The organism is Aeromonas sp. QDB34 (genome assembly GCF_027705405.1).
Lineage (GTDB): Bacteria > Pseudomonadota > Gammaproteobacteria > Enterobacterales > Aeromonadaceae > Aeromonas > Aeromonas hydrophila.
Window position 1 is genome coordinate 284,961 of record NZ_JAPDBT010000002.1, and the last position, 22,853, is coordinate 307,813.

The following is a 22,853-nucleotide window of genomic DNA, read 5'->3' on the forward strand; positions in this document are numbered from 1 at the left end:
GCATCAATCCAGGCTCTTCTTGAAGCGATGGGCGGCCAGGGTCAGCACCAGCAGGGTGAACCCCGCCAGCCAGAGCACGTCGGGCAGCAGCTCGGCGAGCTCGCCACCGCGCAGCACTATGCCCCGGATCAGCCGCATGAAGTGGGTGGCCGGCAACACCTCGGCAATCCACTGGGCCGGCAGCGGCATCCCCTCGTAGGGGAACATGAAGCCCGACAGCAGGATGGAGGGCAGCAGGATGAACACCGTCATCTGCATCGCCTGCAGCTGGGTCTGCGCCAGGGTGGAGATGAGCAGCCCCAGGGTCAGGCTGGCGGCGATAAACAACAAGGTCGCCAGCAGCACCTGGCTCAGAGCCCCGTTGATGGGCACGTCGAAGATGAAGTGACCGAGCCCGAGGATGATGGCCACCTGGATCAGCCCCACCCCGATATAGGGCAGGATCTTGCCCAGCATCAGCTCCATCGAGCCGACCGGGGTGGTAATGAGCAGCTCCAGATTGCCGCGTTCCCGTTCGCGTACTATGGCCGCCGAGGTGAACATGATCATGGTCATGGTGAGGATCACCCCGAGCAGGCCGGGCACTATGTTGACCGCCGAACGGCGTGCCGGGTTGAAGTAGAGCACGGTCTCGAAGGTAGGGGGGGCCGTCTTGAGGTCGGGTTTCAGATCGGAGAGCGGCATGTTGCGAAGGCCGAGCAGGGCTCCGGCGATCATGGTGTCCGAGCCATCCACCAGCCACTGCCCCGCCGTCTCGCCGGCACTGAGCCGGCGGCTCAGATCGGCGGGCAACACCAGCACGGCGCGCACCTCGCCCCGGGTCAGCGCCGCCTCGGCCTGCTGTACCCCGACGTATTGCTGCTTGATGTGCACCACCTGGCTCGCCTTCACCGCCTCCACCAGCAGCCGGCCCGGCACGCTCTGGCTCATCTCCACCAGCCCCACCGGGATCTGGCGCACATCGGTGTTGATGGCGTAGCCAAACAGCAGCAGCTGGATCAGCGGGATCATCACCACCATCCCAAACGTGAGCCTGTCCCGTGCCAGTTGCCTGAGTTCTTTCTGGGTAATGGCCCAGAGCCGTCGCAGACTGTTCATGCCCTCGGATCCTGACCGGTGCAGCTGACGAACACATCCTCCAGACTGGGTCTGACCAGCGCCAGGCTGGCCCCGGCCAGCGCCGGGCAGGCCTGCTGCAGCCAGGCCACCGGCTCCGCCAGCTCCTTGTCCACCAGCACCCGCAAGCGCTGGCCGAGCTGGGCGGCGGAGCGCACCGGCGCCAGCTGCACCAGCTGCTGTTTGAGCAGCCGCAGATCGGCGGCCAGCACCTCCACCACCCGGGTGCTCATGGCGTCCATCAGCGCCTGCGGCGCACCCTGGGCGCGCACCCGGCCCGCCTCCATGATGGCGAGCTGATGACAGCGCTCCGCCTCGTCCATGTAGTGGGTGGTCACCAGTATGGTGGTGCCCCCTTCGCTCAGATCGAACAGCTTCTCCCAGAAATCGCGCCGGTTCTGCGGATCCACCGCCGAGGTGGGTTCGTCCAGCAGCAGCAGCGCCGGCCGGTGGATCACCGCCGCCGCCAGCGCCAGCCGCTGCTTCTGGCCGCCGCTCATGGCACCGGCCCGCTGCCGGGCCAGCGGCGCCAGCTCATAGGTGGCCAGCAGCTCGTGCAGGCGGGCAGCCAGCACGGCGCCGCCCATGCCGTGGATCCGGCCCATGAACTCCAGGTTCTCCCAGGCGGTCAGCTCGTCATAGAGGGAGAACTTCTGGGTCATGTAACCGATCCGCCGGCGCAGAGTCTCGGCCTCGCGAGGGATGTGCAGCCCCAGTACCTCCACCTCCCCTGCCGAGGGGGTGAGCAGGCCGGTCAGCATGCGCAGGGTGGTGGATTTGCCGCAACCGTTGGGGCCGAGAAAGCCGTGGATCTGCCCCTTGGGCACGCAGAGATCCAGCCCGTCCACCGCCAGGAAATCGCCGAAACGGCGGCTCACCCCCAGCGCCCGGATCGCCAGCTCACTCATGGCCCTCTCCCTGCGCGGCGGGTTCGGCCTGCAGCGGCAGGCCGCTCGGCAGATCCTGCGCCCCCGCCGGCAGATCGATCTCGGCCAGATAGACCAGCCGGGCCCTGTCCTGCTCGTTGAGGGCGTAGTAGGGAGTAAAGGCGGGCTCTTTCGAGATCCAGCGCAGCCAGCCGATGAAGGGCTCCGCCACCCCGTCCACCTGCACCCGCACCGGCTGGCCGACCCGGTAACCGGCAAGGGAGGGCTCGGGCACATAGACCCGGGCGTAAGGCGCCTCGTCCGCCTGGATGGCGGCCAGCACGGCGCCGACCGCGACACGCTCGCCGAGGTGATAGGGCAGGCTGTCGAGCCGGCCGCTGCGGGTGGCGACGATGGAGAGATCCGCCAGCTCCCGCTCGGCCAGCGCTACCTCGGCGGTGGCGGCCAGCAGGGCGGCCTGTGCTTCATCGATATCTTCGCGCCGCACCCCGCGCGCCAGCTTGTCGAGCTGCTGGCGGGCACCGTCCTGCTCGGCCAGGGCGCTGTCGCGCTGGGCGCGGGCCTTGTCGAGATCCGCCGGGCTCACCAGCTTGCGGCGCACCAGCCGGTCGATCCGCTCAAAGTTGCGCTCGCTCTCCCTGACGTTGGCCTGCGCCTTGTCGAGGCTGGCGCGGGCGGCGGCGATGTCTTCCGGTCGCTCGCCATTGGTCAGCCGGGCCAAGGCGGCCCGCGCCTGTGCCTGTTGGGCCTTGGCTCGGGCCAGCACCGCCTGCTGACGCCGGTCATCGAGCCGGGCCAGCAGGGTGCCCTCTTCCACCCGGCTGCCCTCCGCCACCGGCAGAGCGCGGATGATCTCGCCGGCGGTGGCGGTCAGCAGCACCCGGTCTCGTTCCAGGGTGCCGAGGGCCGTGGTGGATGCCTGTGGCTGGCAGGCGCTAAGCAGGCCCGTCAGGGCCAGGGGCAGCAGACAATGACGCAAGGTCGACACTCCTCTCACGGTGGCGGATCCGCCCGGGGGCACTCCCTTCACCCGCCAAACGACAGCCGATAGCGGCTGGCAGACGGGCTCATGGTGCCGTCAGCATACTCCCTGTTACTTTTCATTTCCTCGTCCCAGTTCACCCATTTGTGCTTAGCTCGTTGACCAAAAAGGAGAAATGTCTGGATACTGCAGACCAGCACCATGTTGATGATTCGCATTTTTAACAAAATGCCGATTAACTGAAAACAAGCAGCCGTTCCAATTGGGATGCGGACGAAGGAAGGGATCCGGGTGTTAAGCAAAGAGTGGTTACTGTTGTCAGCCGATATGGAATACGCCTGCCTGCGCATCGTGCCCGGGCTGACCAACCCCATCTCGGAGAGCGATATCCAGACGCTGCTGCTGGCCTCCAACTGTCGCCGCTATCAACCGTTGACGGAGGGGATCAAGCAGGCCATCAGCCTGCTCAACACCCTGCTGAGCAACCCGACCGCCCCCCTGCCCGGCAACCCGGTGCCCATCGCCCAGCGCCACGATGCCAGCGTCCTGCTGGTGGTGGAGAAGGACCGGATGAGCGCCACCGCCCAGATCACCGCCGACTGGGGCGGCAAATACCTCACCAGTGAACAGCTGGAGCAGGCGATCCAGAGCAGCGAAATAAGTCAGGGGGTGCAGGCACCGCTCATCGCCGCCGCCGTGCTGGCCGCCAAGGAGGCGACGCCGGGCACCCTGCTCAGGCTGCCGGTGGCGCAGGGCAAGGCCGCCGTCAACGGTCAGGACACCCGTTTCGAGCGACTGGTGGAGACCCCGGCCGAACGGATCCTCAAGCCTCAGGAGCTGGACCACGGCCGGGTCGACATGCGCGACCTCGGCACCATCCTCACCGTCAAGGCCGGCGCCCAGCTGATGCGCCGCCACCCCGCCACCCAGGGGGTGCCCGGTTTCACCGTCACCGGCCAGGAGCTGCCCGCCAAGCATGGCAAGGACAGCCCCATGGTGGCCGGCGAGGGCACCTTCCTCTCGCCGGATGACCCCGATCTGCTGCTGGCCAGCCGCCCCGGCCTGCCGCGTCAGGAGAAAAACGGCATGAAGGTGGACGACGTGCTGAGCGTCAAGCAGGTGGATATCCGCCACGGCCACGTCATCTTCGAAGGGGCGCTGATCGTGGCGGGCGACGTCACCCCCGGCATGAAGATAAAGACCAGCGGCGACGTGGTGATCGGCGGCTTCGTCGAGGGGGGTTACATCGAATCGAGCGGCACCATCACGGTGCGCAACGGCATCATAGGGCGCAAGAGCGAACAGAGTGACGAGTTCCTCTGCCACCTCAACGCCCAGGGCGAGATCCACGCCAGCTACGCCCAGTACGCCAAGCTGGAGGCCGGCGGCGACATCCACATCCTGACCCAGCTCAGCCACTGCTACAGCCGCAGCGGCCAGGATCTCAAGGTGGGTGACAGCGGCATGCGCAAGGGCCACCTGCTGGGGGGCATCAGCATCGCCAACCGCCTCATCATGGCGCCGATCCTGGGGGCCTCGGCCCACAACCAGACCCGGCTGCAGATCCTCGGCGGCTACTTCACCCACAAGGAGCAGGAGCAGGCGCTGCGCCAGCGCAAGCAGGAGTGCCGGGAGCAGCTGGACAAGCTACAGGAGCTGCTGCTCAAGCTGCTGCAACTGCCGAGCGACAAGCGCAATCCCCAGACCCTGCAGAAGATCAAGCTGATCCGGACCCAGCGTCTCGAGGAGAGCAAGCTGCTGGATGAACAGCTGGAAGCGGCCCAGGAGGAGCTGCAGAAGCTGATGGCGGAGATGGACATCATCGCCACCCAGCACGCCTTCCCCGGGGTCGAGGTGGAGATGGCCCACCACCACTACCGGGTCGACATCGAACACGGCCCCATCCACTTTGCCATCCGTGAAGATCAGCTGCAGCTGACCCCCTACGAACCCCACAAGTGACGCAAGAGTGACCCGTCAGTCGTGATCCGGACGGCGAATTTCGCTACACTCGGCCTCCCATTGGCCCCATCGGGCGGGCCAGCCAGACCGCAGGATAGTGAGAGATGTACAAGCTGATCGCATTGGATATGGATGGCACCCTGTTGAACTCCCAGGGCCAGATTTCCCCCCGCACCCACGCGGCCATTGCCGCCGCCCGCGCCAAGGGCGTCACCGTCGTGCTGGCCTCGGGCCGGCCGCTGGAGGGGATGAGCCGCTATCTGGTGGAACTCGGCCTCACCGGTCAGGATGACTACGTCATCTGCTACAACGGTGCCCTGGTGCAGCAGGTGGCCGATCAGCACATCATCCGCAGCCAGCTGCTCACCGGCAGCGATGCCAGCGCCATCGCCGCCCTGGCCGACGAGCTGGGCGTCAACGTGCACGGCTTCTCGGTGAGCCGGGGGCTCATCAGCCCCAGGGTCAGCCCCTACACCGAGCACGAATCCCGCCTCATCGACATGCCCATCAAGCTGCTGGACTTCGCCACCCTGCCCGCCGACGAGCAGATCCTCAAGGTGATGATGATCGATCCCGAGCCGCTGCTCTCCCCCGCCATCGCCAAGCTGCCGGCCGAGCTCTACCAGCGCTATACCGTGGTGCGCAGCGCCCCCTACTTCCTCGAGTTCATGAACAAGCAGAGCAACAAGGGGACCGGCGTCGCCGCCCTGGCCGAGCACCTGGGGCTGGATGCCTCCCAGGTCATCGCGGTGGGGGATGCGGGCAACGATCACCACATGATCGAGTATGCCGGGCTGGGGGTGGCCATGGGCAATGCCACCGACGACATCAAGGCGCTGGCCCAGCACACTACGGGGCGCAACGATGAAGACGGGGTCGCCCAAGTGATCGAGCGTTTCATCCTGAACGCCTGACGCGACCAGGGGCCTGCGGGCCCCTTTTGCTATCCGGCCGTCAGCGCGGCATGTTTAATATATCCACCACACCAATGCACTTCCCTCTCCCCCCCTTCGCTACAAGCCCCTTTAAATGGGACTCAAGCCAGTCGAGCGCAGAATATATTTAACATGTTGGCATCATTTCGTTTGACATATTGAACGGCCTTGGCAGACTGGGATCAGGATCCAGGCTGTCGTTGCCCAGGCTGACCGACGATTCTGGCTGTGCAACGCACCTCCGATCCCACGACCATGCCTTGAGGCATGCCCTTGCCCCGCTGACGACGGCAAGGGCCTGCCCAAGGCGCAGGACCGCTAAGGACAGCCAAGGTGAATCATGACTCGCAGCCCCCACACCCCGCGTAAACCCGTCGTACTGATGACCACGGGCGCCCAGCCCCGCAATGGCCACGCCTATCAGGTGATGACCCACAAATACATCAAGCCGCTGGTGGAGATCAGCGGTTGCGTGCCGCTGCTGGTGCCCACCTGCTGCGGCACCGAGGATCTGGCGCAGTATCTGGATCTGGCGGATGGCGTCTATCTGAGCGGCGCCGGCTCCAACATAGATCCCACCCTCTACGGCCAGGAGAACCTCACCCCGGAGAAGCAGCAAGACAGGGACCGGGATCTGTTCGATATCCCGCTGGTGCGGGCCGCCCTCGACCGCGGCCTGCCAATCCTTGGGATCTGCCGCGGCATGCAGGAGATCAACGTAGCGCTGGGGGGAGACATCCACCAGAAGGTCTACAGCGAGCCGGGTTATGACGATCATCGGGAGGATGCTGACGATCCGGTGGACGATCAGTATGGCGAGAGCCATCAGGTCGAGCTGGTGCCGGGCAGCTGGCTGGCGGAGCTGATGGGACAACCGTCGATCCCGGTCAACTCGCTGCACGGCCAGGGGATCAAGACGCTGGCCAAGGGGCTGGAGCCGCTGGCCCATGCCGAAGATGGGCTGATCGAGGCGATCCACGCCCCCGCCCTCTCCCCCTTCCTGCTGGCGGTGCAGTGGCATCCGGAGTGGAAGGCGAGCGAGAACCCTCACTCCATCAAGATCTTCGAGGCCTTTGGCGACGCCTGCCGGGCCCGCCTGAGCGACGTCTGACAGCCGGCTAGTCGCCGAACCCGCGCGCCTTGAGCTTGGGCAGCGCACCGCGATCCGGGCGCAGGGTTCGGCACACCTCCAGCCCCTTCAGCCCGCGCTGGATGTGATCCGGCGTGTGGCCAAACACCATGCCGTTGCTGCGATAGAGGGCGCTGTCGTCCAACTCGAACAGCTCACCGCCGATCAACAGCTGCTCGCGGCCGTTGACCGTCTTGCCGCGCTTGAGCGGCAGCATCATGTCGCTCAGCACCTCGCCGGTGGCGCAGCCCTCGCGCCAGCGCGCCTCGTCGGCGAAGGGGGTGATGGCAATCTCGCGCCAGGAGCCATCACGAAACTCGACCCGATACTTGTCGGCCAGCTGATCACAGCCCGTCAGCAACCAAGCCCCGGCAATCCAGACCATCTTGTTCAGCGTGCGCACTCGTACCACTCCCTCGTCAGACCGGCGCCCAGCATAAATAAATTGCCCCCGCCCCGCACCCATTTAGCGGGTTGAAACCAACTATGCTGGAAATAACCAATGATAAGGGGCTGCTATGTTTAGCGATAACCTCGTTGCGCTACCTACCCTGCTGTGGATTGGCGAACACCCGTTCTGGACCCTGTTGACCCTGTTCTTGCTCTTCACCCATTTCCTGCGCAGCCCCGGCCGTCGGCGGGAGCTGGTGAGCGAGCTCGGCTTCGTGATGATAAGCCTGGTGGTGATCCTGCTGATCCAGTTCGAGGGGGGCTGGTTTCGCCTGCCGCTGCCCCACCACTGGCTGGTGGAGATCTCCAGCCTGCTGGCCGGGCTGGTGCTGGTGAAGATCTGGGGGATCCTGCTGTTCCAGTTTCTGCTGCCCCTGTGCCAGATCCGCATCCCGCGCATCATCGCCGACATCGTCATCACGGTCGGCTACATCGGCTGGTGCCTGTTCCGCCTCTACGCCTCCGGCATGGCCCTCGGCGAGATCGTCACCACCTCCGCCGTCATCACCGCCGTCATCGCCTTCTCCATGCAGGACACCCTGGGCAACCTGCTGGCCGGCGTCTCGATCCAGCTCGACAACTCCATCGCCATCGGCGACTGGCTGCAGGTGGAGACCACCCAGGGCCGGGTGGTGGAGATCAACTGGCGTGCCACCACCATCGAGACCCGCAACTGGGAGACGGTGGTGATCCCCAACAGCCACCTGCTCAAGCAGCGTTTCACCGTGCTCGGACGGCGGCAGAATGCCCCCCTGCAGTGGCGCCGCTGGGTCTGGTTCGACATCACCCTGGATACCCTGCCCACCCAGATCATTGCCCTGGTGGAACAGTCCCTGCGGGAGACCCGCATCCGCCACGTCTCCGCCAGCCCGCAGCCGGACTGCCTGCTGATGAACGTGGAGAACGGCATCGCCCGCTACGCGGTGCGCTACTGGCTCACCGATCTGGCGGTGGACGATCCCACCGACTCGGCGGTGCGCACCCTGATCGATGCCGCCCTGCGCCGCAACGACCGGCGCCTCACCCCGCCCATCTTCAACGTCTTCATGACCACGGATCAGGATCACAAGGATCAGCGCCACAAGCGGCATACCGCCGAGCGCACCGACACCCTGCGCCGCCTGCCGCTGTTCGCCATGCTGCAGGAGGAGGAGTTGCTGCGGCTGGCGGATCAGGTCAAGTTCGCCCCCTTCGTCAACGGCGATCGGATGCTGAGCCAGGGGGAGGTTTCCGGCTGGCTGTTCGTACTGGTGAAGGGGGATGCCCAGATGCTGGTGGAGGTGGAAGGGCGCGAGCTGCCGCTCGGCACCCTCAATGCCGGCGACTTCTTCGGCGAGCTGAGCCTGCTCACCGGCGAGCCGAGCCCGTTCACGGTGCGGGCCCTGGGGACCGTCGAAACCTATCGCATCAATCAGGCCATGTTCCAGGAGCTGGTGGCCCAGCGCGGCTCCCTGCTCGAGCCGCTCTACAAGGTGCTGAGCGCCCGTCAGCAGGAGCAGCAGGAGCTGCTGGCGCGGGAGGCGGAAGCCATGAAGCAGATCACCCCGCCACGGGATCTGCTGGACAAACTGATGGCGCTGTTTGGCGGTCGATGACGTAGCATGGCGGCTCAGGCTTTCTACCAGAGATGCATTTCATGCTGTTGACCGCACTGGCCCTGAGCGCCACCCTGCAATTTGACTGCCCCGCGACCATTGAAACCCGCCAGCAACTGCTGGGGGCCAGCCCGGGGTGGCAGGCCGTCACCCGCAACGATCTGGGGGAACAACACCAGCCCCTCAGCCACCGGCTGGACAACCTGGCCCTGTTCGACGGCGACCCCGATGAGCGAGCCCAGCTCAAGCCGGACAACGGCGACAGCGACGCGCTGCACTACTGGAGTCTGGATCGCCGCAACCCTCGCCCCTTCTATCTGGTCTGCCACTATCGGGAGACCGCCATCACCCTGCAGCAGGCGCTGCCCGCCGGCATCAGCTACTGCCGGGTCAACCAGCCCGAGCCTTACGATTTGCGCGGGCTGATCTGCCGCAACGAGTGACCACTCCGGCATGACCCAACAATGGCTGCTGCCTGCGGTGCATGATCGGCCGATATGAGATGCATGTCGGCAGTGAACCGGCGGGTGTGGAGGTCTGATCAGAGCAGCAGTTCGGCCAGCTCGCCCAGTGTCGTCAGCTCGACATCCGGCAGCAGTTGCAGCTGTCGCCAGGGCTGACCGCGCTCGTTGAGCCAGGCGGCCTTGAAGCCGTGCAGCCGGGCACCCAGCACGTCGGTCTGTGGATGATCCCCCACGTGCAGGATCTGGCCGGGCGCCAGTTTGAGAGCCGTCTGCGCCTCTACAAACATATCCGGCGCCGGCTTCATCCTGCTGCCGAGGCCAGCCTTGCAGACCAGGGTGAAGTAATCCGCGAGACCAGCCCTGCTCAGATCCAGATTGCCGTTGGTGATGACCACCAGCGGGTAGCGCTCGGCCAGCCGGGCCAGCAGGGCGTGGGTTTCACCGCTCACCTCGATCTTCGATCGCTCGGCCAGAAAACCGGCGAACACCGACGCTGCCTCACGCTCTGCCAACCCTTGTGCCATCCCCCCCGCCATCAGCGCGGCCTGAATGCCATGCCGGCGTGCCAGACTGACGTCGTGGCGCAGTGCCGGCTGTTCCAGCAGCAGGTTGTGCTTGAGCACCTGCCAGCGCGGCTTGTCCAGCATGGCGGTGGCCAGGTATTCGCTGCGCAGGTGGCTCAGCATCCACTGCTCGGCCCGCTCGATGGCCGGGCCGTTGTCATAGAGGGTGTCGTCGAGGTCAAACGAGATGGCGGCCACCGGCTGCCAGCGGCGATAGAACTGCATGGTATCTCCTCTTGTCGAGGCCGGGCATGCCCGGCTCTCTTCATTCGTCGTCCGGCGCTGCGGGATCCCGCTTCGCCCGCGGGTGGGCGCTGTCATACACCTTGGCCAGGTGCTGGAAGTCGAGGTGGGTGTAGATCTGGGTGGTGGAGAGATCGGCGTGACCCAGCAGCTCCTGCACCGCCCGCAGATCGCCGGAGGACTCCAGCATGTGGGTGGCAAAGCTGTGGCGCAGCTTGTGGGGATGGACGTGGGCGTTGAGCGCCTGCTTGTTGCCCCAGCCGTCGAGCCGCTCCTGCACCGAGCGGGCCGACAGCCGCTGCTTGCGCTTGGAGACGAACAGCGCCTCCAGCTCATCGCCGGCCAGCAGGGGGCGCAGCTTGAGCCACTTGTGCAGCCACTCCACCGCCATCCGCCCCACCGGCAGCACCCGCTCCCGCGAGCCCTTGCCGGTCACCCTGAGCTGACGCTCGTCGAGCTTCACGTCCGCCAGATTGAGCCCCACCAGCTCGGCCAGCCGCAGACCGGAGGAGTACATCAGCTCCATGATGGCGCGATCCCGCACCGCCAGCGGATCCTGCTCGTCGGTGATGTTGAGCAGCTGGTACATCTCGTCCACATCCAGGTTCTTGGGCAGCGGCCGCCCCTGCTTGGGGGTGACGATGCCGCGCGCCGGATTGGCCACCAGTCGGCCCTGACGCACTTGCCAGTCGCAGAAACTGCGCAGGGCGGAGACCTTGGTGGCCAGCGAACGGGGCGCCAGCCCCGCCTTGTGCATCCGGGTCACCAGACTGCGTACCTGACTCGCCTCGAGCCGGGCCCAGTCGTCGACCCCGAGCTTCACCAGCTCGGCGGTCATGGCTTCCAGATGGGCCTGGTAGTTGCTGCGGGTGTGCGGGCTGAGCTGGCGCTCGACCCGCAGGTATTCGATGAAGGCCGCCAGCTCGTCGGCCAATGCAGCCAGCAGTGGCTCGGCGGCTGGTGGCGCCTTGGCGGGGGATCTGGCCAGCGTCTTAGCCACGCGCCAGCTCGGGCAGACGCAGCTGCAGCAGGCGGCCGAGCTGGCCCAGCAGCAGGGTGTCGTTGTGGGGGGTAAAGTGGCTCGGATCCGAGCTGGCGAAGGCCAGCACGCCGAGATCGCCGAGCCGCATCAGGGCCACCGAGTTGACCAGCACGTCGTGGCCGAACAGCGCCTGCTTCTCGCTCTGGTTGAGCCGGCCGAAGTAGTAATCCTGACCCGGCAGGCGCTGACCCAGCAGCTGCTCGAGCTGTCGGCCCTCCGCCATGAACTTCTGCTCGGGGCCGCTCAACTGGAATTTTTTCGGGCTGAGCCAGAGCCGCAGGCCGGTCAGCCGCAGCCGCTGCACGAACGCCTTGCCCATCACGGCGCTCACCTCGAACAGGCTCTGACAGCCGTACAGCTCGCCGTAGAGATCGGCATAGACCCGGAAAATCCGCTCGTTCTCGCTGGCGATCCCCATCAGCTCGGTGATCTCCTGCTCCAGCTGCTCGATGCGCTCGCGCTGTCTGTCCAGCTGGCGCTCCACCAGCGAGACGGTGCCCTTGCGTTCGTGAGGAATGCGGATCCGGTCCAGCATGGCCGCGTGGCGCTGGAAAAACTCGGGATAACGGGCCAGGTACTCCAGCACTGTGGCTTCATCCACCAGTGGTTCCTGCCGTTTGAGTTCGCTCATAACTTGGTTGGTCCATCCGAAAAAGGGGCACAGGGCCCCGACATTAGTGCTTGGCAGAGCGGGGGCCTCCCCGCCCGTGCCTATAACTCTATCTGACCGTCAAATACGTGCTCGGCCGGCCCGGTCATGTAGACCGGCTGACCCGGCCCCTTCCAGGCGATGGTCAGCTTGCCCCCCGGCAGGGTGACGGTGACCCGCTCCTTGAGCTTGCCCTGGCTGATGCCCACCACCACGGCGGCGCAGGCGCCGGTGCCGCAGGCCAGGGTCTCGCCCACCCCGCGTTCGAACACCCGCAGCTTGATCTCGCTGGCGTTGACCATCTCCATGAAGCCGACGTTGACCCGCTCGGGAAAGCGCTCGTGTCGCTCCATGATGGGACCCAGGGTCGCCACCGGCGCATCGGCCACCGAGGGCACCTCGATGACGCAGTGAGGATTGCCCATGGAGACGGCCCCGCACATCACAGTATGCTCCTGGGCCCGCAGCAGGTAGGTTTTTTCCGCCTTCTGGGCCCGGAACGGGATCTTGCCCGGCTCGAACTGGGGCACCCCCATGTTGACCGTGACCTGGTTCTCCCCTTCCAGCTGCAGCACGATGCGGCCGCGCGCCGTGCTCACCGCGATGCGATCCCGGTTGATCAGCCCCTTGAGGCGCACGAAACGGGCGAAACAGCGGGCACCGTTGCCGCACTGCTCCACCTCGCTGCCATCGGCATTGAAGATGCGGTAGTGAAAGTCGAGCTCGGGATCATAGGGCGGCTCCACCAGCAGCAGCTGGTCGAAGCCGATGCCGAAGTGGCGATCCGCCAGCTTCTTGATGACCTCATTGCTGAAAAACACCTTCTGGGTGACGCCATCCACCACCATGAAGTCGTTCCCCAGCCCGTGCATCTTGGAAAAATCTATCAACATCGTGCGTTCCTGTACCCTTGTTCACGCTCTCACCTGGAGGAACGCTTAGAGAAATCCATTAACAATCAGGGCAGTAAATGCTCACCGCGCCAGAGATCGGCCAACTGTTCGCGCTCTCTGATGAGGAACGACTGCGCTCCATCCACCAGCACTTCGGCGGCGCGGGGACGGGTGTTGTAGTTGGAGGACATGGTAAAGCCATAGGCACCGGCGGAACGCACCGCCAGCAGGGAGCCCTCGGCGATCGCCAGGGTGCGCTCCTTGCCGAGGAAGTCACCGGTCTCGCAGACCGGGCCGACCACGTCGTACAGCGCCGGCTCGTGGGCGGTGCGGCTGTCCACCTCGATGATGTTCATCCAGGCGCCGTAGAGCGAGGGACGCAGCAGATCGTTCATGCCGGCGTCGATCAGCGCGAAGTTGCGGGTCTCGCCCGGCTTGAGGTACTCCACCCGGGTCAGCAGCACGCCAGCGTTGGCGACGATGGCGCGGCCCGGTTCGAACAACAGGGTCAGATCCCGGCCCGCCAGCTTCTGCTTGAGCGCCTCGGCATATTCGCTGGGATGGGGTGGCTGCTCGGCGCCGTAGTTGACCCCCAGGCCACCGCCTACGTCCAAGTGGTGAATGTGGATGCCTTCCGCCGCCAGGCCGTCGATCAGCCGCAGCAGCTTGTCGGCCGCCTCCATGAACGGATTGAGTTCGGTAAGCTGGGAGCCGATATGGCAGTCCACCCCGACGATCTCGATGTTGGCCATGGCCGCCGCCTTGCGGTAGATGGCGGGCGCCTGCTCGATGGGAATGCCGAACTTGTTCTGCTTGAGGCCGGTGGAGATATAGGGATGGGTACCGGCGTCGATGTCCGGGTTGACCCGCACCGACACCCGGGCCTTCTTGCCCATGCCGCCCGCCACCCGGTTCAGACGCTCCAGCTCGGCTTCCGACTCCAGGTTGAAACAGAGGATCTCTTTATCCAGCGCGAGGCGCATCTCGGCTTCGCTCTTGGCCACCCCGGAGAAGACCACCTTGGCCGGATCGCCGCCCGCCGCCAGCACCCGCGACAGCTCGCCGCCGGAGACGATGTCAAAGCCTGAGCCAAGGCGCGCCAGCAGGTTGAGCAGCGCCAGGTTGGAGTTGGCCTTGACCGCATAGCAGATGAGATGGGGGATGTCGCCCGCCGCCTTGTCGAAAGCGTGCCAGTGGCGTTCAAGGGTGGCGCGGGAGTAGACGTACAGCGGGGTGCCGTACTGCTCGGCAAGTTGTTGCAGCGAGGTGTGTTCAGCCTGAAGCTGGCCGTCGGCGTCGTAGTTAAAGTGATCCAAGGGGGCGGTTCCTTCCTAAATTATTGCGGCGCGGCCTCTGGGGCAGCCTCGGCGGTCGCAGGCGTCTGTGCTTGCGGTGTACTCTGGGTCTGGGGCTGCTCGGGGGGCGGCATGTAGAGCGGTCCCGTCAGGCCACACGCGGCCAAACCAAGAGACAGAAGAGTGGCAAGCAGACACTTGGTAAGCTGGGTAATCATAATGGTTCGCTGCGAAAAAATTTTTGGCCCTCTATAATCGCACTCACATTGTTAAAAGCAACAGGATAAACCGATGAAGGATCACGAGTATCACGCCCTGACCGACGCCTTTTTCCAATATGTGGAGGACACCGTCGACGCAGGATATCCGGATATTGACTGTGAGCGTGCCGGCGGGGTCTTGACCCTGTCGTTCGAGAACAAGACCAAGGTCATCATCAACAAGCAGGAACCCCTGCACCAGATCTGGGTCGCCACCCGCGAGAACGGCTTCCACTTCGAGCTGCAAGGGGAAAGCTGGATCGACAACCGCTTCGGTCACGAGCTCAAGACGCTGCTGAGCAAGGCCTGTACCACCCAGGCGGGCGAACCCGTCCAGTTCCCATGATGGTGCAGCCCGCCATGATCGATCTGCACCCTGAAGGCGCCCGTCACGCGGTGATCTGGCTGCATGGGCTGGGAGATTCCGGCGCCGGCCTCGCCCCGCTGGTGGATGCGCTGGCGTTGCCCGCCGACCTGCCGGTGCGTCATCTGCTGCCCGATGCGCCGGAGCGCGCCATCACCATCAACATGGGCTACAAGATGCGCGGCTGGTACGACATCAAGAGCTTCGACAACCCGGCAGATCGCGCCGTGGAATCCCACGTCAGGGAGTCCGCGGCCCGCATCGCCGCGCTGATCGAGCAGCTGGTGGCGGAGGGCTTCGCCCCCGAGCGCATCGTGCTGGCCGGCTTCTCCCAGGGGGGCGTGATTGCCTCCTTCACCGCCCTGCGCCTGTCGCAGCAACTGGCGGGCCTGCTCTGCATGTCCACCTACCTGGCGGCGCCCGACGCCCTGCTCGGCGAGATGAGCGAGGCCGCCCGCAGCCTGCCCATCTGCTACATGCACGGCATCTATGACGACGTGGTGAGCCTCTCCATGGGCTGGGACGCCAAGAACCGGCTGGAGGCGGCCGGGCTCTCCCCCGAGTGGCACGAGTACCCCATGCGCCACGAGATCTGCCGCCCGCAACTCGACGACATCCGTCAGTGGCTGCTGGCCCGCCTCGCGGGCTGAGCCAACCGCGGATAGCCAAACGGCCTGCAGATGCAGGCCGTTTTCATTCTATATGAGCGATGATCCTGTGCAGCAGGGGGCCGAGACCGGGGCGTTTGCGCGCACGCCGGATCGGCCCCTGCACTACCCCGCGCCCGCGGCGGAGCCGAGCTCGCGCCCCTGACCAGCGTCACGCAGCTGACCCTGGCTGCGGTAGGGGATCACCTCCAGCTCGCCGTTGATCTGCACTATCTCGTAGTACTGGGGCAGGTTGAAGTTGCTGAACTGGCCCGCGTCGCTGAAGCGCTCGTGGCTGGAGGTATAGAAGCGGTTCACCCCCTGCACCAGCTCATCCTTGTTGCCGGCGAAGTGCTGGTAGATCTCCACCCGGTTCGCCTCGTCCAGGATATAGATGTTGGTGCCCGCATCCCGGGTATCGAAGAAGAACTGCACCAGCCCCTCGCTGGCGTAGGCGTCGACGATGCCGGGCAGATGCTGGCTGTGGGTCTTGTCCAGACGCAGCGGCAGGTGATCCAGCTTGTTGTGGGAGATGTGGCGATAGAAGTCGACCGCGTTCTCCAGCTTCTTGACCGACACCCCGCGCCGCTCGAAGAAGATGCCGTACTTCTCCTTGCCGAGCGCCAGCGTCTTGACCAGCTGCTGCTTGTCGCGGGCCAGGCGCAGCTCGATGCATTCGGCCACCAGCTGCTGGAAACGGGTCCGCACCAGGGAGCGGAAGTGCTGGCTGTAACAGAACACCTCGATCATCTCGGGGGCGGCGGCATCCTGATGCATCTTGCCGAGTATGGTGGTGAGGGCATCCACCACCGCCTCGTCCCCCTGGAAGTGCAGGGTACGGATCTCGCTCCAGGAGTTGCGATAGACCAGGTCCACCGAGCCCACCAGACACTCCTGGTTGCGGCCGAACGAGAAGACGTCGGCGGCGTTGGCGTCGAATTCGATCACCTGGCCCACCCAGTGGCTGGTCGGGTCCGTCTCCAGGTTGAGGAAGATGGAGAGCTGACGAATCTCGCACGGCCGGCTGAGGGCCAGGTTGGTGGCGCGGGGATACTTGACCGGGAAGGTGCCGGACAGATCGCGACAGAACTGGTGCAGGTTGTCGATGTGCAGATCCGAGCCCTGGTTGAACAGGTGCACTCGGGACTGGGGCGTCAACAGACCGTTGAAATAGGCCCACGACACCAGCTTGCTGATGTAGCCGTTATATTCGAGCGGCGCCCGGCCGATGATGTCTGCCGGCTCCAGCGAATGTTTGTAGAGATACCAGCCGGCGCGGTTCAAGCGGCCGTGCGGCACCTGCACGAAGCTGAGATCCGGCTCGCTCAAGTCCGGCGCAATCTTGAGGTTGATGCGCTGTACCTTGCCCGGCAGGCTCTCGAACGCGGCATAGAGCTTGCGCGACAGGATGCCGATGTCTTCCGGGTTGATGGACTCGCTGATGTTGTTGCGCCGGGCGAACTGGATCAGGTTGCGGTAGCTCTGCATCAGGGCTTCCAGCAGCTCGGCGTGCGCCACCTTGACGTCCTCGACCTTCCACTCCTGACGATGATCCAGATGGTGCAATCGCTCCTGACTCCAGCCCCAGTAGGCCACCAGCTGGGTCATCTGCTCGCGGCGCCAGGCCGGGGAGTGCTCCTCCTTCGGGTGGCTGAGACCGTCACACACCTTCAGATAGAAGCAGCGGCGCACCAGATCGAGCCGCTGCATGTCGCCGATGGACTTGAGGTAGTTGGTCACCTTGTCCAGCATCAGGCAGTAGTTGTCGAGCCGGTAGTGCATCCCCTCGTTGTGCTGGAACCAGTCGCGGCTGGTCACCGACAGCAGACGGGTGTTGGGATACTCGTGGGAGTAGGCCTCCATCAACACCGACTTGAGCACCGCCTTGTAGGGGGAGTCGATGCCCTTGTAGAGCTGCCAGAGGGCGGAGCCGAAGTACTCCTCGGCCGGAATGCGGTTGAAGCCACCGAGATCGAGCCAGTCATCCTGGCTCAGCTTGCCGTGGGCGAACAGGCCGTTGACGTAGTCGTCGTAGTGGTCGTCATACTCGCTGGGCACCAGATACCAGAGCAGCCGCTTGCCAGCGATCAGCATGGCGCTGCGGTAGAACTCGTCGAGCAGCAGCAGGTGCTGGGCGCTGCCGCAGCTCTCACCCTGCATCTGGGCATCGTTGCGCTGGCGGAACTTGTCCTCAGGGATCAGGAAGAAGTTGAGATCGACCCCGCGCTGCTCGGCCCACTTGGAGAGTTGCTGGCACTTGAGATCCAGCAGCTCGAGCCGCTCCTGCGACAAACCGGCCACGTGGCAGACCCAGATGTCGAGATCCGAGTGGCAGCACTGGCCGATGGACGAGGTGCTGCCCATGGAGTAGAGCCCCTGGATCGACTTGTCATGGGTGGTGAGGCCGTTCAGGCAGTTGGCGTTCTGGCACAGGTCCTCGATGAAGGCCTGCTGGGCGTCATTGGCGGTGAAACTCCAGATGCCGTGCGGCACATCCCCCGCCACATAACCGGGCAACAGGGGGTGATTGAAGTGCAGCATGACAGGTAGCAGCTGAAAAACCTGCTGCCCGTAGCGACTCATGAGACCTAGCGCCCGTTGCGTCTTGAGACGATTGAGTTCGTCGTAGCGCGCCACCAGCGTGTCGAGTTTTACCAGCAATGCCCTGCCTATACCGAGGTAATAAATGACGCACCAAAACGGGGAGACGTCAAAAAAGTGTGATCATGTTAACAATGCAAACAGCGGTGGTAAACAAGCCCGCACACAATCGCCGGATTATTTATGACAAGTCACTAAACAGTATCATTCGAAAGCAATAAAGAACTGTAATTTCAACAAATTAACTGGAAAGCCAGACTTAATAAAAATCATTTTCAGCGGCCGTTTTTGAGCTTGAGCCCGCTTTTGCGGGCTGCGCCATGAAAGCCCCTGCAAAGGGTGGTAAGATCGTTTTCCTTCTAAAGATGAAACAACTGATTGATATGGCAGCCCGAACCCTGAAAATTGCCACTCGCAAGAGCCCCTTGGCCCTGTGGCAGGCCAACTTCGTCAAAGACCGGCTGGAAGCCCTGTACCCCGAGTTGCAGGTCGAGCTGGTACCCATGAGCACTCAGGGTGACAAGATCCTGGATACCCCTCTCGCCAAGGTGGGCGGCAAGGGGTTGTTCGTCAAGGAGCTGGAAACCGCCATGCTGGAGGGACGGGCCGACATCGCCGTTCATTCCATGAAAGACGTACCGGTGGAGTTCCCCGAGGGGCTCGGCCTGCACACCATCTGCGAGCGCGAAGATCCGCGCGATGCCTTTGTTTCCAACCGCTTCGGCCAGATTGATGAGCTGCCGCAGGGAGCCGTGGTCGGCACCTCCAGCCTGCGCCGCCAGTGCCAGCTGCGTGCGGCACGCCCGGATCTGGTGATCCGCGACCTGCGCGGCAACGTCAACACCCGTCTCGCCAAGCTGGACGCCGGTGAATACGACGCCATCATCCTCGCCGCCGCTGGCCTGAAACGGCTGGAAATGGCGCACCGCATCACCGCCTTCATCGAGCCGGAGCAGAGCCTGCCCGCCAACGGTCAGGGCGCGGTCGGTATCGAATGCCGCCTCGACGATCACGAGCTGCACGCCCTGCTGGCACCGCTCGAACACCCCGAGACCCGGATCCGGGTACTGACCGAGCGCGCCATGAACCGCGCCCTGCAGGGGGGCTGTCAGGTCCCCATCGGGGCCTACGCCCTGGTGCAGGGGGAAGAAGTGTGGCTGCGCGGCCTGGTGGGCAGCCCGGATGGCAGCCGCGTCATCCGCGACGAGATCCGCGGCCCGCTGGCCGACGGTGAGGCCCTCGGCCACACCCTGGCCCAGCGTCTGCTGGCCGATGGTGCCGATGTCATCCTGGCCGAGGTCTACCGGGCATGATCCCGCTGGTGGTGCGCCCGGCCGCCCAGGCCGCCGAGCTGGCGGCACTGCTGCGCCAGCACGGTCACGCACCGCTCTGCTGCCCGCTGCTGGAAACCGTGGCGGGCAGCGAACTGCACCGCCTGCCCGAACTGCTGCCCCAGGCCGACATCGTCATCGCCGTCAGCGTGCATGCGGTTCATTTCACTCATCATTTTCTGTTGCAAACTGGTCAGACCTGGCCAAATATTGACTACTTTGCGGTCGGCCAGGCCAGCGCGGATGCCTTCGCTGAGGTGGGCATCCAGGCCTTGAGCCCGGACGATCCGTGCAGCGAAGGGCTGCTGGCCCTGCCCGGCCTACAACAGGTGAACGGCAAACAGGTGCTGATCCTGCGCGGCAATGGCGGCCGGGATCTCATCGCCCGGACGCTGGCCTCACGCGGCGCACTGGTGCACTATTGTGCGGCCTATGAGCGCCACTACCCCGCACTGGACGGGGACGCATTGACTCGCCACTGGCAGGCGGCCGGGCTCGACAGCCTGCTCGTCACCAGCGGTGAACTGCTGCAACGGCTGCTGGAACTGGTCCCGGACCAACAGCTGCCCTGGTTGCACGACCGCCTGCTGGTGGTGCCCAGCCCGCGGGTGGCCGAGATGGCCGCGGCGGCGGGCTTTACCCATATCACGATTGCCCAGGGTGCATCCAACCAGGCCCTGACGGCCGCTCTGGAACTGAGGAAGATGGAATGACTGAACAGCAAGAAGTCCAGCCGAGTGCCGCGGCCTCCGTGGCCGACAACAAGCAACCCGGCCAGAAGGTCAACAACAAGAAGGGCAGCTCGGGTGCTGTGGTCGGCGGCATCGCCATCCTGCTGGCCCTCGGCCTGACCGGCGGCCTCTATCTGCACGGCCACAAGAATGCGGTGGCCCAGCAGGGCGAGCTGAACCAGCTCAAGCTGCAACTGGCCGAGGCCATGAACAAGCTTGACCAGAGCAACAGCAAGGATGGCGAGCAGCTGGCCGCCCTCGGCAAGCAGCAGCAACTGCTGCAGGACGAGCTCAAGGGGTTGCAGACCCGGGTGCTGGATCTCAACGACAAGCGCCCCAACGACTGGATGCTGGCCGAATCCGAATACCTGGTGCGGATGGCCGGTCGCAAGCTGTGGCTGGAACACGACCTCGTCTCCGCCATCACACTGCTCGGCAATGCCGACGAACGCATCAAGGCGCTCAACGATCCCAGCCTGATGCCCATCCGCAAGGCGCTGGCCGAAGACATCGCCCAGCTCAAGGGGATGCCGCGCATCGACCGCGAAGGCCTGACCCTGAAGCTGGCCGCCCTCTCCGATCAGATCGAGCTGCTGCCGCTCTCCACCGTCAGCATGCCGGAAGCCAAGAGCGAGCCCGATCAGGCCGTCAGCACCAACCCGGACGAGTGGGAGAGCAATCTCAAGAAGAACTGGGTCAAGTTCACCGAGAACTTCATCACCATCCGCCGTCGTGACGGCGCGGTGGAGGCCCTGCTCTCCCCGCAGCAGGAGATCTTCCTGCGCGAGAACCTCAAGACCAAGCTGCTGCAGGCCCAGCTCGCCGTCTACCGCGAGCAGCAGGCCCTCTATGACGACAGCCTGGACAAGGCCCAGCGCTGGCTGACCCAGTATTTCGATACCGACAACAGCGCCACCCACTACATGCAGTCAGAGCTGGACAAGCTCAAGGGGGAGCAGATCCAGTTCAACTATCCGGATCGCTTCAAGACCCAGGCCATGCTGGAAGAGGTGCTGACCGAGCGCCTGCAGCGCATTCTGGCCAGCAACTGAGGAGGGCACCATGATTCGTCTGATTGTACTGGTGGCCGCCATGGTGGCCGGCCTCATCTTCGGCCCGCAGGCTTCCGGCAACAAGGGCTATGTGCTGATCTCGCTGGGCAACTACACGGTTGAATCTTCGGTCACCAGCGCGGTGATCCTGGCGGTGCTGTTCTATGGTGCCCTGCTCATTGTCGAGTGGCTGCTGGGCCGGGTATTCGGCCTGCGCCGCAAGACCCTGGGCTGGTACGGCTCGCGCCGGCGCCGCAAGGCCAACCAGCAGACCGTGGCCGCCACCCTGGCCATGGCCGAGGGGCACTACAGCCAGGCCGAGAAGCTGATGCTCAAGGGCGCCAGCAACAGCGACACCCCGCTGCTCAACTACCTGAGCGCCGCCAAGGCAGCCCAGGCCCGTGGCGATGACGTGCGCCGGGACCAATACCTACAAAAGGCGCAAGAAGAGAACCCCAAGGCCGAGCTGGCGCTGACCCTGACCCAGACCCAGCTGCAGATCGAGCAGGGCCAGTACGACACTGCGCTGGCCATGCTGGAATCCGTCTATGCCCTCAACCCGCGCCACCCCATGGTGCTGGACCAGCTGCGCCAGGTGCACCTGGCCCGCGAGGACTGGGCTGCCCTCATCGACCTCATCCCGGTGCTGCACAAGGTGGGCAAGCTGACCCCCAAACAGGAAGAAGACCTGCTGCAGCAGGCCTGGCGTGGTCGCCTCGACGCCGCCAGCGGCGCCCTCGAGACCCTGCGCCCGATCTGGCAGGAGCTGCCGCGCAAGCTGCGCCAGGATCCGGATCTGCTGGCCGCCTATGGCGATCGCCTGCGCCAGCTGGGGGCCGACAATGAAGCCGCCGAGCTGTGGCTGGATGCGCTGCGCAAGCAGGTCTCGCCCCAGCTGCTGGCCCGTCTGCCCAAGCTCAAGCTCGACAGCTACCAGCCGATGCTGACCCTGCTGCAGAAGATCCAGGATCAACCTGGCGTCGATGCGGCGCTGGCCCAGATCTACCTGCTGGCCGGTCAGCTGGACGACGCCCAACGCCTGCTGGAGCAGGAGGTCGCGAAGGCGCCTAACGCCGCCGTCTACCACGCCCTCGGTCAGGTGATGGACAAGCGCCGCCTCACCAACAAGGCCAACGAGTACTACCGCCAGGCATTGCAGCTGGCCGACGTCTGACGCCCGTTCGTCGCGAAATAAAAAGAGGCCGCAGTTGCGGCCTCTTTTTATTGGGATTGTTCCGAATGGCTGCTCTCCCTTCTCCCCTCGTGGGAGAAGGGTCGGGGATGAAGGGGAACCAGCAGCCACCCTTTCCCCGAGGGAGAGGGTCAAGGGCTCAGGTGGTCAGCCGCTCCAGTTCACCGATGAGCCAGATGGCCTCTTCCCGGTGATAGCCGCACACGTCCTGCATGGGACGAAAGCCGCCGCACACCGCCGGCCGCTCGGGCTGGCCGAAGATCTTGCAGCCCAGCCGCGCATCGAGCTGCACGCAGGGCACGCCGGCCGGTTTGCCGTCGGGCATGCCGGGAATGGCACTGCTGATACTGGGGGCGATGCAGCAGGCACCGCAACCTTGACGACATTCCATGTAATGCTTTCCTCGGCAGGGCGAACCAGTTTAGCAAAGGGCGGGGATTTTCCTCACTGTTATCCCGGCCCCGCCATGA

General features: G+C 64.8%; 23 protein-coding genes. 11 read left to right on the top strand and 12 right to left on the bottom strand.

Annotated features, from left to right (window positions below; translation table 11 throughout):
• Positions 1–3 precede the first annotated feature (3 nt).
• Genes OKC29_RS05180 through OKC29_RS05190 form a run of 3 tightly spaced genes read right to left on the bottom strand, consistent with a single transcriptional unit; the run spans position 4 to position 2,991 of the window.
• Complete coding sequence (locus OKC29_RS05180; protein WP_043167247.1) at positions 4–1,098, bottom strand: ABC transporter permease; 1,095 nt, start codon at positions 1,096–1,098, stop codon at positions 4–6.
• Positions 1,095–2,024 (bottom strand): ABC transporter ATP-binding protein, encoded by a 930-nt coding sequence (locus OKC29_RS05185; protein WP_073348751.1) that lies wholly within the window; start codon positions 2,022–2,024, stop codon positions 1,095–1,097. Before OKC29_RS05185 ends, OKC29_RS05180 begins: the two co-directional genes overlap by 4 nt.
• A complete protein-coding gene (locus tag OKC29_RS05190; protein ID WP_073348750.1) occupies positions 2,017–2,991 on the bottom strand; it encodes an HlyD family secretion protein in 975 nt (324 codons plus the stop codon). The genes OKC29_RS05185 and OKC29_RS05190 overlap by 8 nt, the downstream gene beginning before the upstream one ends.
• 285 nt (positions 2,992–3,276) lie before the next feature.
• Between OKC29_RS05190 and OKC29_RS05195 the strand changes: the two genes are divergently transcribed.
• The 3 genes from OKC29_RS05195 (at position 3,277) to OKC29_RS05205 (ending at position 6,993) form a co-directional block, all read left to right on the top strand.
• Entirely contained in the window at positions 3,277–4,947 is a 1,671-nt protein-coding gene (locus OKC29_RS05195) for a DUF342 domain-containing protein (RefSeq protein ID WP_316248872.1), read from the top strand.
• Positions 4,948–5,051: 104 nt separating this feature from the next.
• A complete protein-coding gene (gene yidA / locus OKC29_RS05200; protein ID WP_045528922.1) occupies positions 5,052–5,861 on the top strand; it encodes a sugar-phosphatase in 810 nt (269 codons plus the stop codon).
• A gap of 361 nt (positions 5,862–6,222) precedes the next feature.
• Positions 6,223–6,993, top strand: a complete 771-nt coding sequence (locus OKC29_RS05205; RefSeq protein WP_073348748.1) for a gamma-glutamyl-gamma-aminobutyrate hydrolase family protein — start codon at positions 6,223–6,225, stop codon at positions 6,991–6,993.
• Between the two features lie 7 nt (positions 6,994–7,000).
• Here the strand turns inward: OKC29_RS05205 and OKC29_RS05210 are convergent, their stop codons facing one another.
• On the bottom strand, positions 7,001–7,396 hold the full coding sequence (locus OKC29_RS05210; protein WP_161772480.1) for a hypothetical protein: 396 nt from the start codon (positions 7,394–7,396) through the stop codon (positions 7,001–7,003).
• 133 nt (positions 7,397–7,529) lie between these two features.
• Here OKC29_RS05210 and OKC29_RS05215 point away from each other — a divergent pair, with 133 nt between their 5' ends.
• Complete coding sequence (locus OKC29_RS05215) at positions 7,530–9,056, top strand: mechanosensitive ion channel family protein (protein ID WP_039212899.1); 1,527 nt, start codon at positions 7,530–7,532, stop codon at positions 9,054–9,056.
• A gap of 41 nt (positions 9,057–9,097) precedes the next feature.
• Entirely contained in the window at positions 9,098–9,499 is a 402-nt protein-coding gene (locus OKC29_RS05220) for an STY0301 family protein (RefSeq protein ID WP_041217702.1), read from the top strand.
• 98 nt (positions 9,500–9,597) lie between these two features.
• Here the strand turns inward: OKC29_RS05220 and OKC29_RS05225 are convergent, their stop codons facing one another.
• The 6 genes from OKC29_RS05225 to lptM form a co-directional block, all read right to left on the bottom strand.
• Positions 9,598–10,308, bottom strand: a complete 711-nt coding sequence (locus tag OKC29_RS05225; protein ID WP_073348746.1) for an HAD-IA family hydrolase — start codon at positions 10,306–10,308, stop codon at positions 9,598–9,600.
• A gap of 40 nt (positions 10,309–10,348) precedes the next feature.
• A complete protein-coding gene (xerC, locus tag OKC29_RS05230; RefSeq protein WP_073348745.1) occupies positions 10,349–11,326 on the bottom strand; it encodes a tyrosine recombinase XerC in 978 nt (325 codons plus the stop codon).
• On the bottom strand, positions 11,319–11,999 hold the full coding sequence (locus tag OKC29_RS05235; RefSeq protein ID WP_016349251.1) for a DUF484 family protein: 681 nt from the start codon (positions 11,997–11,999) through the stop codon (positions 11,319–11,321). The genes xerC and OKC29_RS05235 overlap by 8 nt, the downstream gene beginning before the upstream one ends.
• Before the next feature lie 80 nt (positions 12,000–12,079).
• Entirely contained in the window at positions 12,080–12,910 is an 831-nt protein-coding gene (gene dapF / locus OKC29_RS05240; protein ID WP_011704447.1) for a diaminopimelate epimerase, read from the bottom strand.
• 65 nt (positions 12,911–12,975) lie between these two features.
• Positions 12,976–14,226 (bottom strand): diaminopimelate decarboxylase, encoded by a 1,251-nt coding sequence (gene lysA / locus OKC29_RS05245; protein WP_016349249.1) that lies wholly within the window; start codon positions 14,224–14,226, stop codon positions 12,976–12,978.
• A 20-nt stretch (positions 14,227–14,246) separates the two neighbouring features.
• Positions 14,247–14,423 carry an LPS translocon maturation chaperone LptM gene (gene lptM / locus OKC29_RS05250; protein ID WP_017408874.1) on the bottom strand — a complete coding sequence of 59 codons (177 nt, stop codon included), beginning with the start codon at positions 14,421–14,423 and terminating at the stop codon, positions 14,247–14,249.
• A gap of 73 nt (positions 14,424–14,496) precedes the next feature.
• Here lptM and cyaY point away from each other — a divergent pair, with 73 nt between their 5' ends.
• Together cyaY and OKC29_RS05260 are read left to right on the top strand one after the other, a co-directional pair.
• A complete protein-coding gene (gene cyaY, locus OKC29_RS05255) occupies positions 14,497–14,811 on the top strand; it encodes an iron donor protein CyaY (RefSeq protein WP_011704445.1) in 315 nt (104 codons plus the stop codon).
• Between the two features lie 14 nt (positions 14,812–14,825).
• Positions 14,826–15,479 (top strand): alpha/beta hydrolase, encoded by a 654-nt coding sequence (locus OKC29_RS05260; RefSeq protein ID WP_162275583.1) that lies wholly within the window; start codon positions 14,826–14,828, stop codon positions 15,477–15,479.
• Between the two features lie 123 nt (positions 15,480–15,602).
• Here OKC29_RS05260 and OKC29_RS05265 read toward each other — a convergent pair whose 3' ends face one another.
• The gene (locus OKC29_RS05265) at positions 15,603–18,137 is read right to left on the bottom strand and encodes a class I adenylate cyclase (RefSeq protein ID WP_065479953.1); all 2,535 of its coding nucleotides are present in this window, start codon (positions 18,135–18,137) and stop codon (positions 15,603–15,605) included.
• Between the two features lie 323 nt (positions 18,138–18,460).
• Between OKC29_RS05265 and hemC the strand changes: the two genes are divergently transcribed.
• Genes hemC through OKC29_RS05285 form a run of 4 tightly spaced genes read left to right on the top strand, consistent with a single transcriptional unit; the run spans position 18,461 to position 22,365 of the window.
• Positions 18,461–19,390 carry a hydroxymethylbilane synthase gene (hemC, locus tag OKC29_RS05270; RefSeq protein ID WP_016349245.1) on the top strand — a complete coding sequence of 310 codons (930 nt, stop codon included), beginning with the start codon at positions 18,461–18,463 and terminating at the stop codon, positions 19,388–19,390.
• Positions 19,387–20,121 carry a uroporphyrinogen-III synthase gene (locus OKC29_RS05275; protein WP_073348743.1) on the top strand — a complete coding sequence of 245 codons (735 nt, stop codon included), beginning with the start codon at positions 19,387–19,389 and terminating at the stop codon, positions 20,119–20,121. Before hemC ends, OKC29_RS05275 begins: the two co-directional genes overlap by 4 nt.
• Positions 20,118–21,191, top strand: a complete 1,074-nt coding sequence (locus OKC29_RS05280) for a uroporphyrinogen-III C-methyltransferase (protein ID WP_049046903.1) — start codon at positions 20,118–20,120, stop codon at positions 21,189–21,191. The genes OKC29_RS05275 and OKC29_RS05280 overlap by 4 nt, the downstream gene beginning before the upstream one ends.
• A gap of 10 nt (positions 21,192–21,201) precedes the next feature.
• Entirely contained in the window at positions 21,202–22,365 is a 1,164-nt protein-coding gene (locus OKC29_RS05285) for a heme biosynthesis HemY N-terminal domain-containing protein (RefSeq protein ID WP_073348742.1), read from the top strand.
• 157 nt (positions 22,366–22,522) lie between these two features.
• Here OKC29_RS05285 and OKC29_RS05290 read toward each other — a convergent pair whose 3' ends face one another.
• A complete protein-coding gene (locus tag OKC29_RS05290) occupies positions 22,523–22,774 on the bottom strand; it encodes a YkgJ family cysteine cluster protein (protein WP_060390510.1) in 252 nt (83 codons plus the stop codon).
• Positions 22,775–22,853 lie beyond the last annotated feature (79 nt).

Coding starts and splice junctions, on each gene's coding strand:
- OKC29_RS05235 (WP_016349251.1), bottom strand. CDS start 11,999: ATGAGCGAACTCAAACGGCAGGAACCACTGGTGGATGAAGCCACAGTG.
- OKC29_RS05220 (WP_041217702.1), top strand. CDS start 9,098: ATGCTGTTGACCGCACTGGCCCTGAGCGCCACCCTGCAATTTGACTGC.
- OKC29_RS05290 (WP_060390510.1), bottom strand. CDS start 22,774: ATGGAATGTCGTCAAGGTTGCGGTGCCTGCTGCATCGCCCCCAGTATC.
- yidA (WP_045528922.1), top strand. CDS start 5,052: ATGTACAAGCTGATCGCATTGGATATGGATGGCACCCTGTTGAACTCC.
- OKC29_RS05275 (WP_073348743.1), top strand. CDS start 19,387: ATGATCCCGCTGGTGGTGCGCCCGGCCGCCCAGGCCGCCGAGCTGGCG.
- dapF (WP_011704447.1), bottom strand. CDS start 12,910: ATGTTGATAGATTTTTCCAAGATGCACGGGCTGGGGAACGACTTCATG.
- OKC29_RS05280 (WP_049046903.1), top strand. CDS start 20,118: ATGACTGAACAGCAAGAAGTCCAGCCGAGTGCCGCGGCCTCCGTGGCC.
- cyaY (WP_011704445.1), top strand. CDS start 14,497: ATGAAGGATCACGAGTATCACGCCCTGACCGACGCCTTTTTCCAATAT.
- OKC29_RS05180 (WP_043167247.1), bottom strand. CDS start 1,098: ATGAACAGTCTGCGACGGCTCTGGGCCATTACCCAGAAAGAACTCAGG.
- hemC (WP_016349245.1), top strand. CDS start 18,461: ATGGCAGCCCGAACCCTGAAAATTGCCACTCGCAAGAGCCCCTTGGCC.
- OKC29_RS05210 (WP_161772480.1), bottom strand. CDS start 7,396: ATGGTCTGGATTGCCGGGGCTTGGTTGCTGACGGGCTGTGATCAGCTG.
- lptM (WP_017408874.1), bottom strand. CDS start 14,423: ATGATTACCCAGCTTACCAAGTGTCTGCTTGCCACTCTTCTGTCTCTT.
- OKC29_RS05215 (WP_039212899.1), top strand. CDS start 7,530: ATGTTTAGCGATAACCTCGTTGCGCTACCTACCCTGCTGTGGATTGGC.
- OKC29_RS05225 (WP_073348746.1), bottom strand. CDS start 10,308: ATGCAGTTCTATCGCCGCTGGCAGCCGGTGGCCGCCATCTCGTTTGAC.
- OKC29_RS05185 (WP_073348751.1), bottom strand. CDS start 2,024: ATGAGTGAGCTGGCGATCCGGGCGCTGGGGGTGAGCCGCCGTTTCGGC.
- OKC29_RS05285 (WP_073348742.1), top strand. CDS start 21,202: ATGATTCGTCTGATTGTACTGGTGGCCGCCATGGTGGCCGGCCTCATC.
- OKC29_RS05260 (WP_162275583.1), top strand. CDS start 14,826: ATGATCGATCTGCACCCTGAAGGCGCCCGTCACGCGGTGATCTGGCTG.
- OKC29_RS05205 (WP_073348748.1), top strand. CDS start 6,223: ATGACTCGCAGCCCCCACACCCCGCGTAAACCCGTCGTACTGATGACC.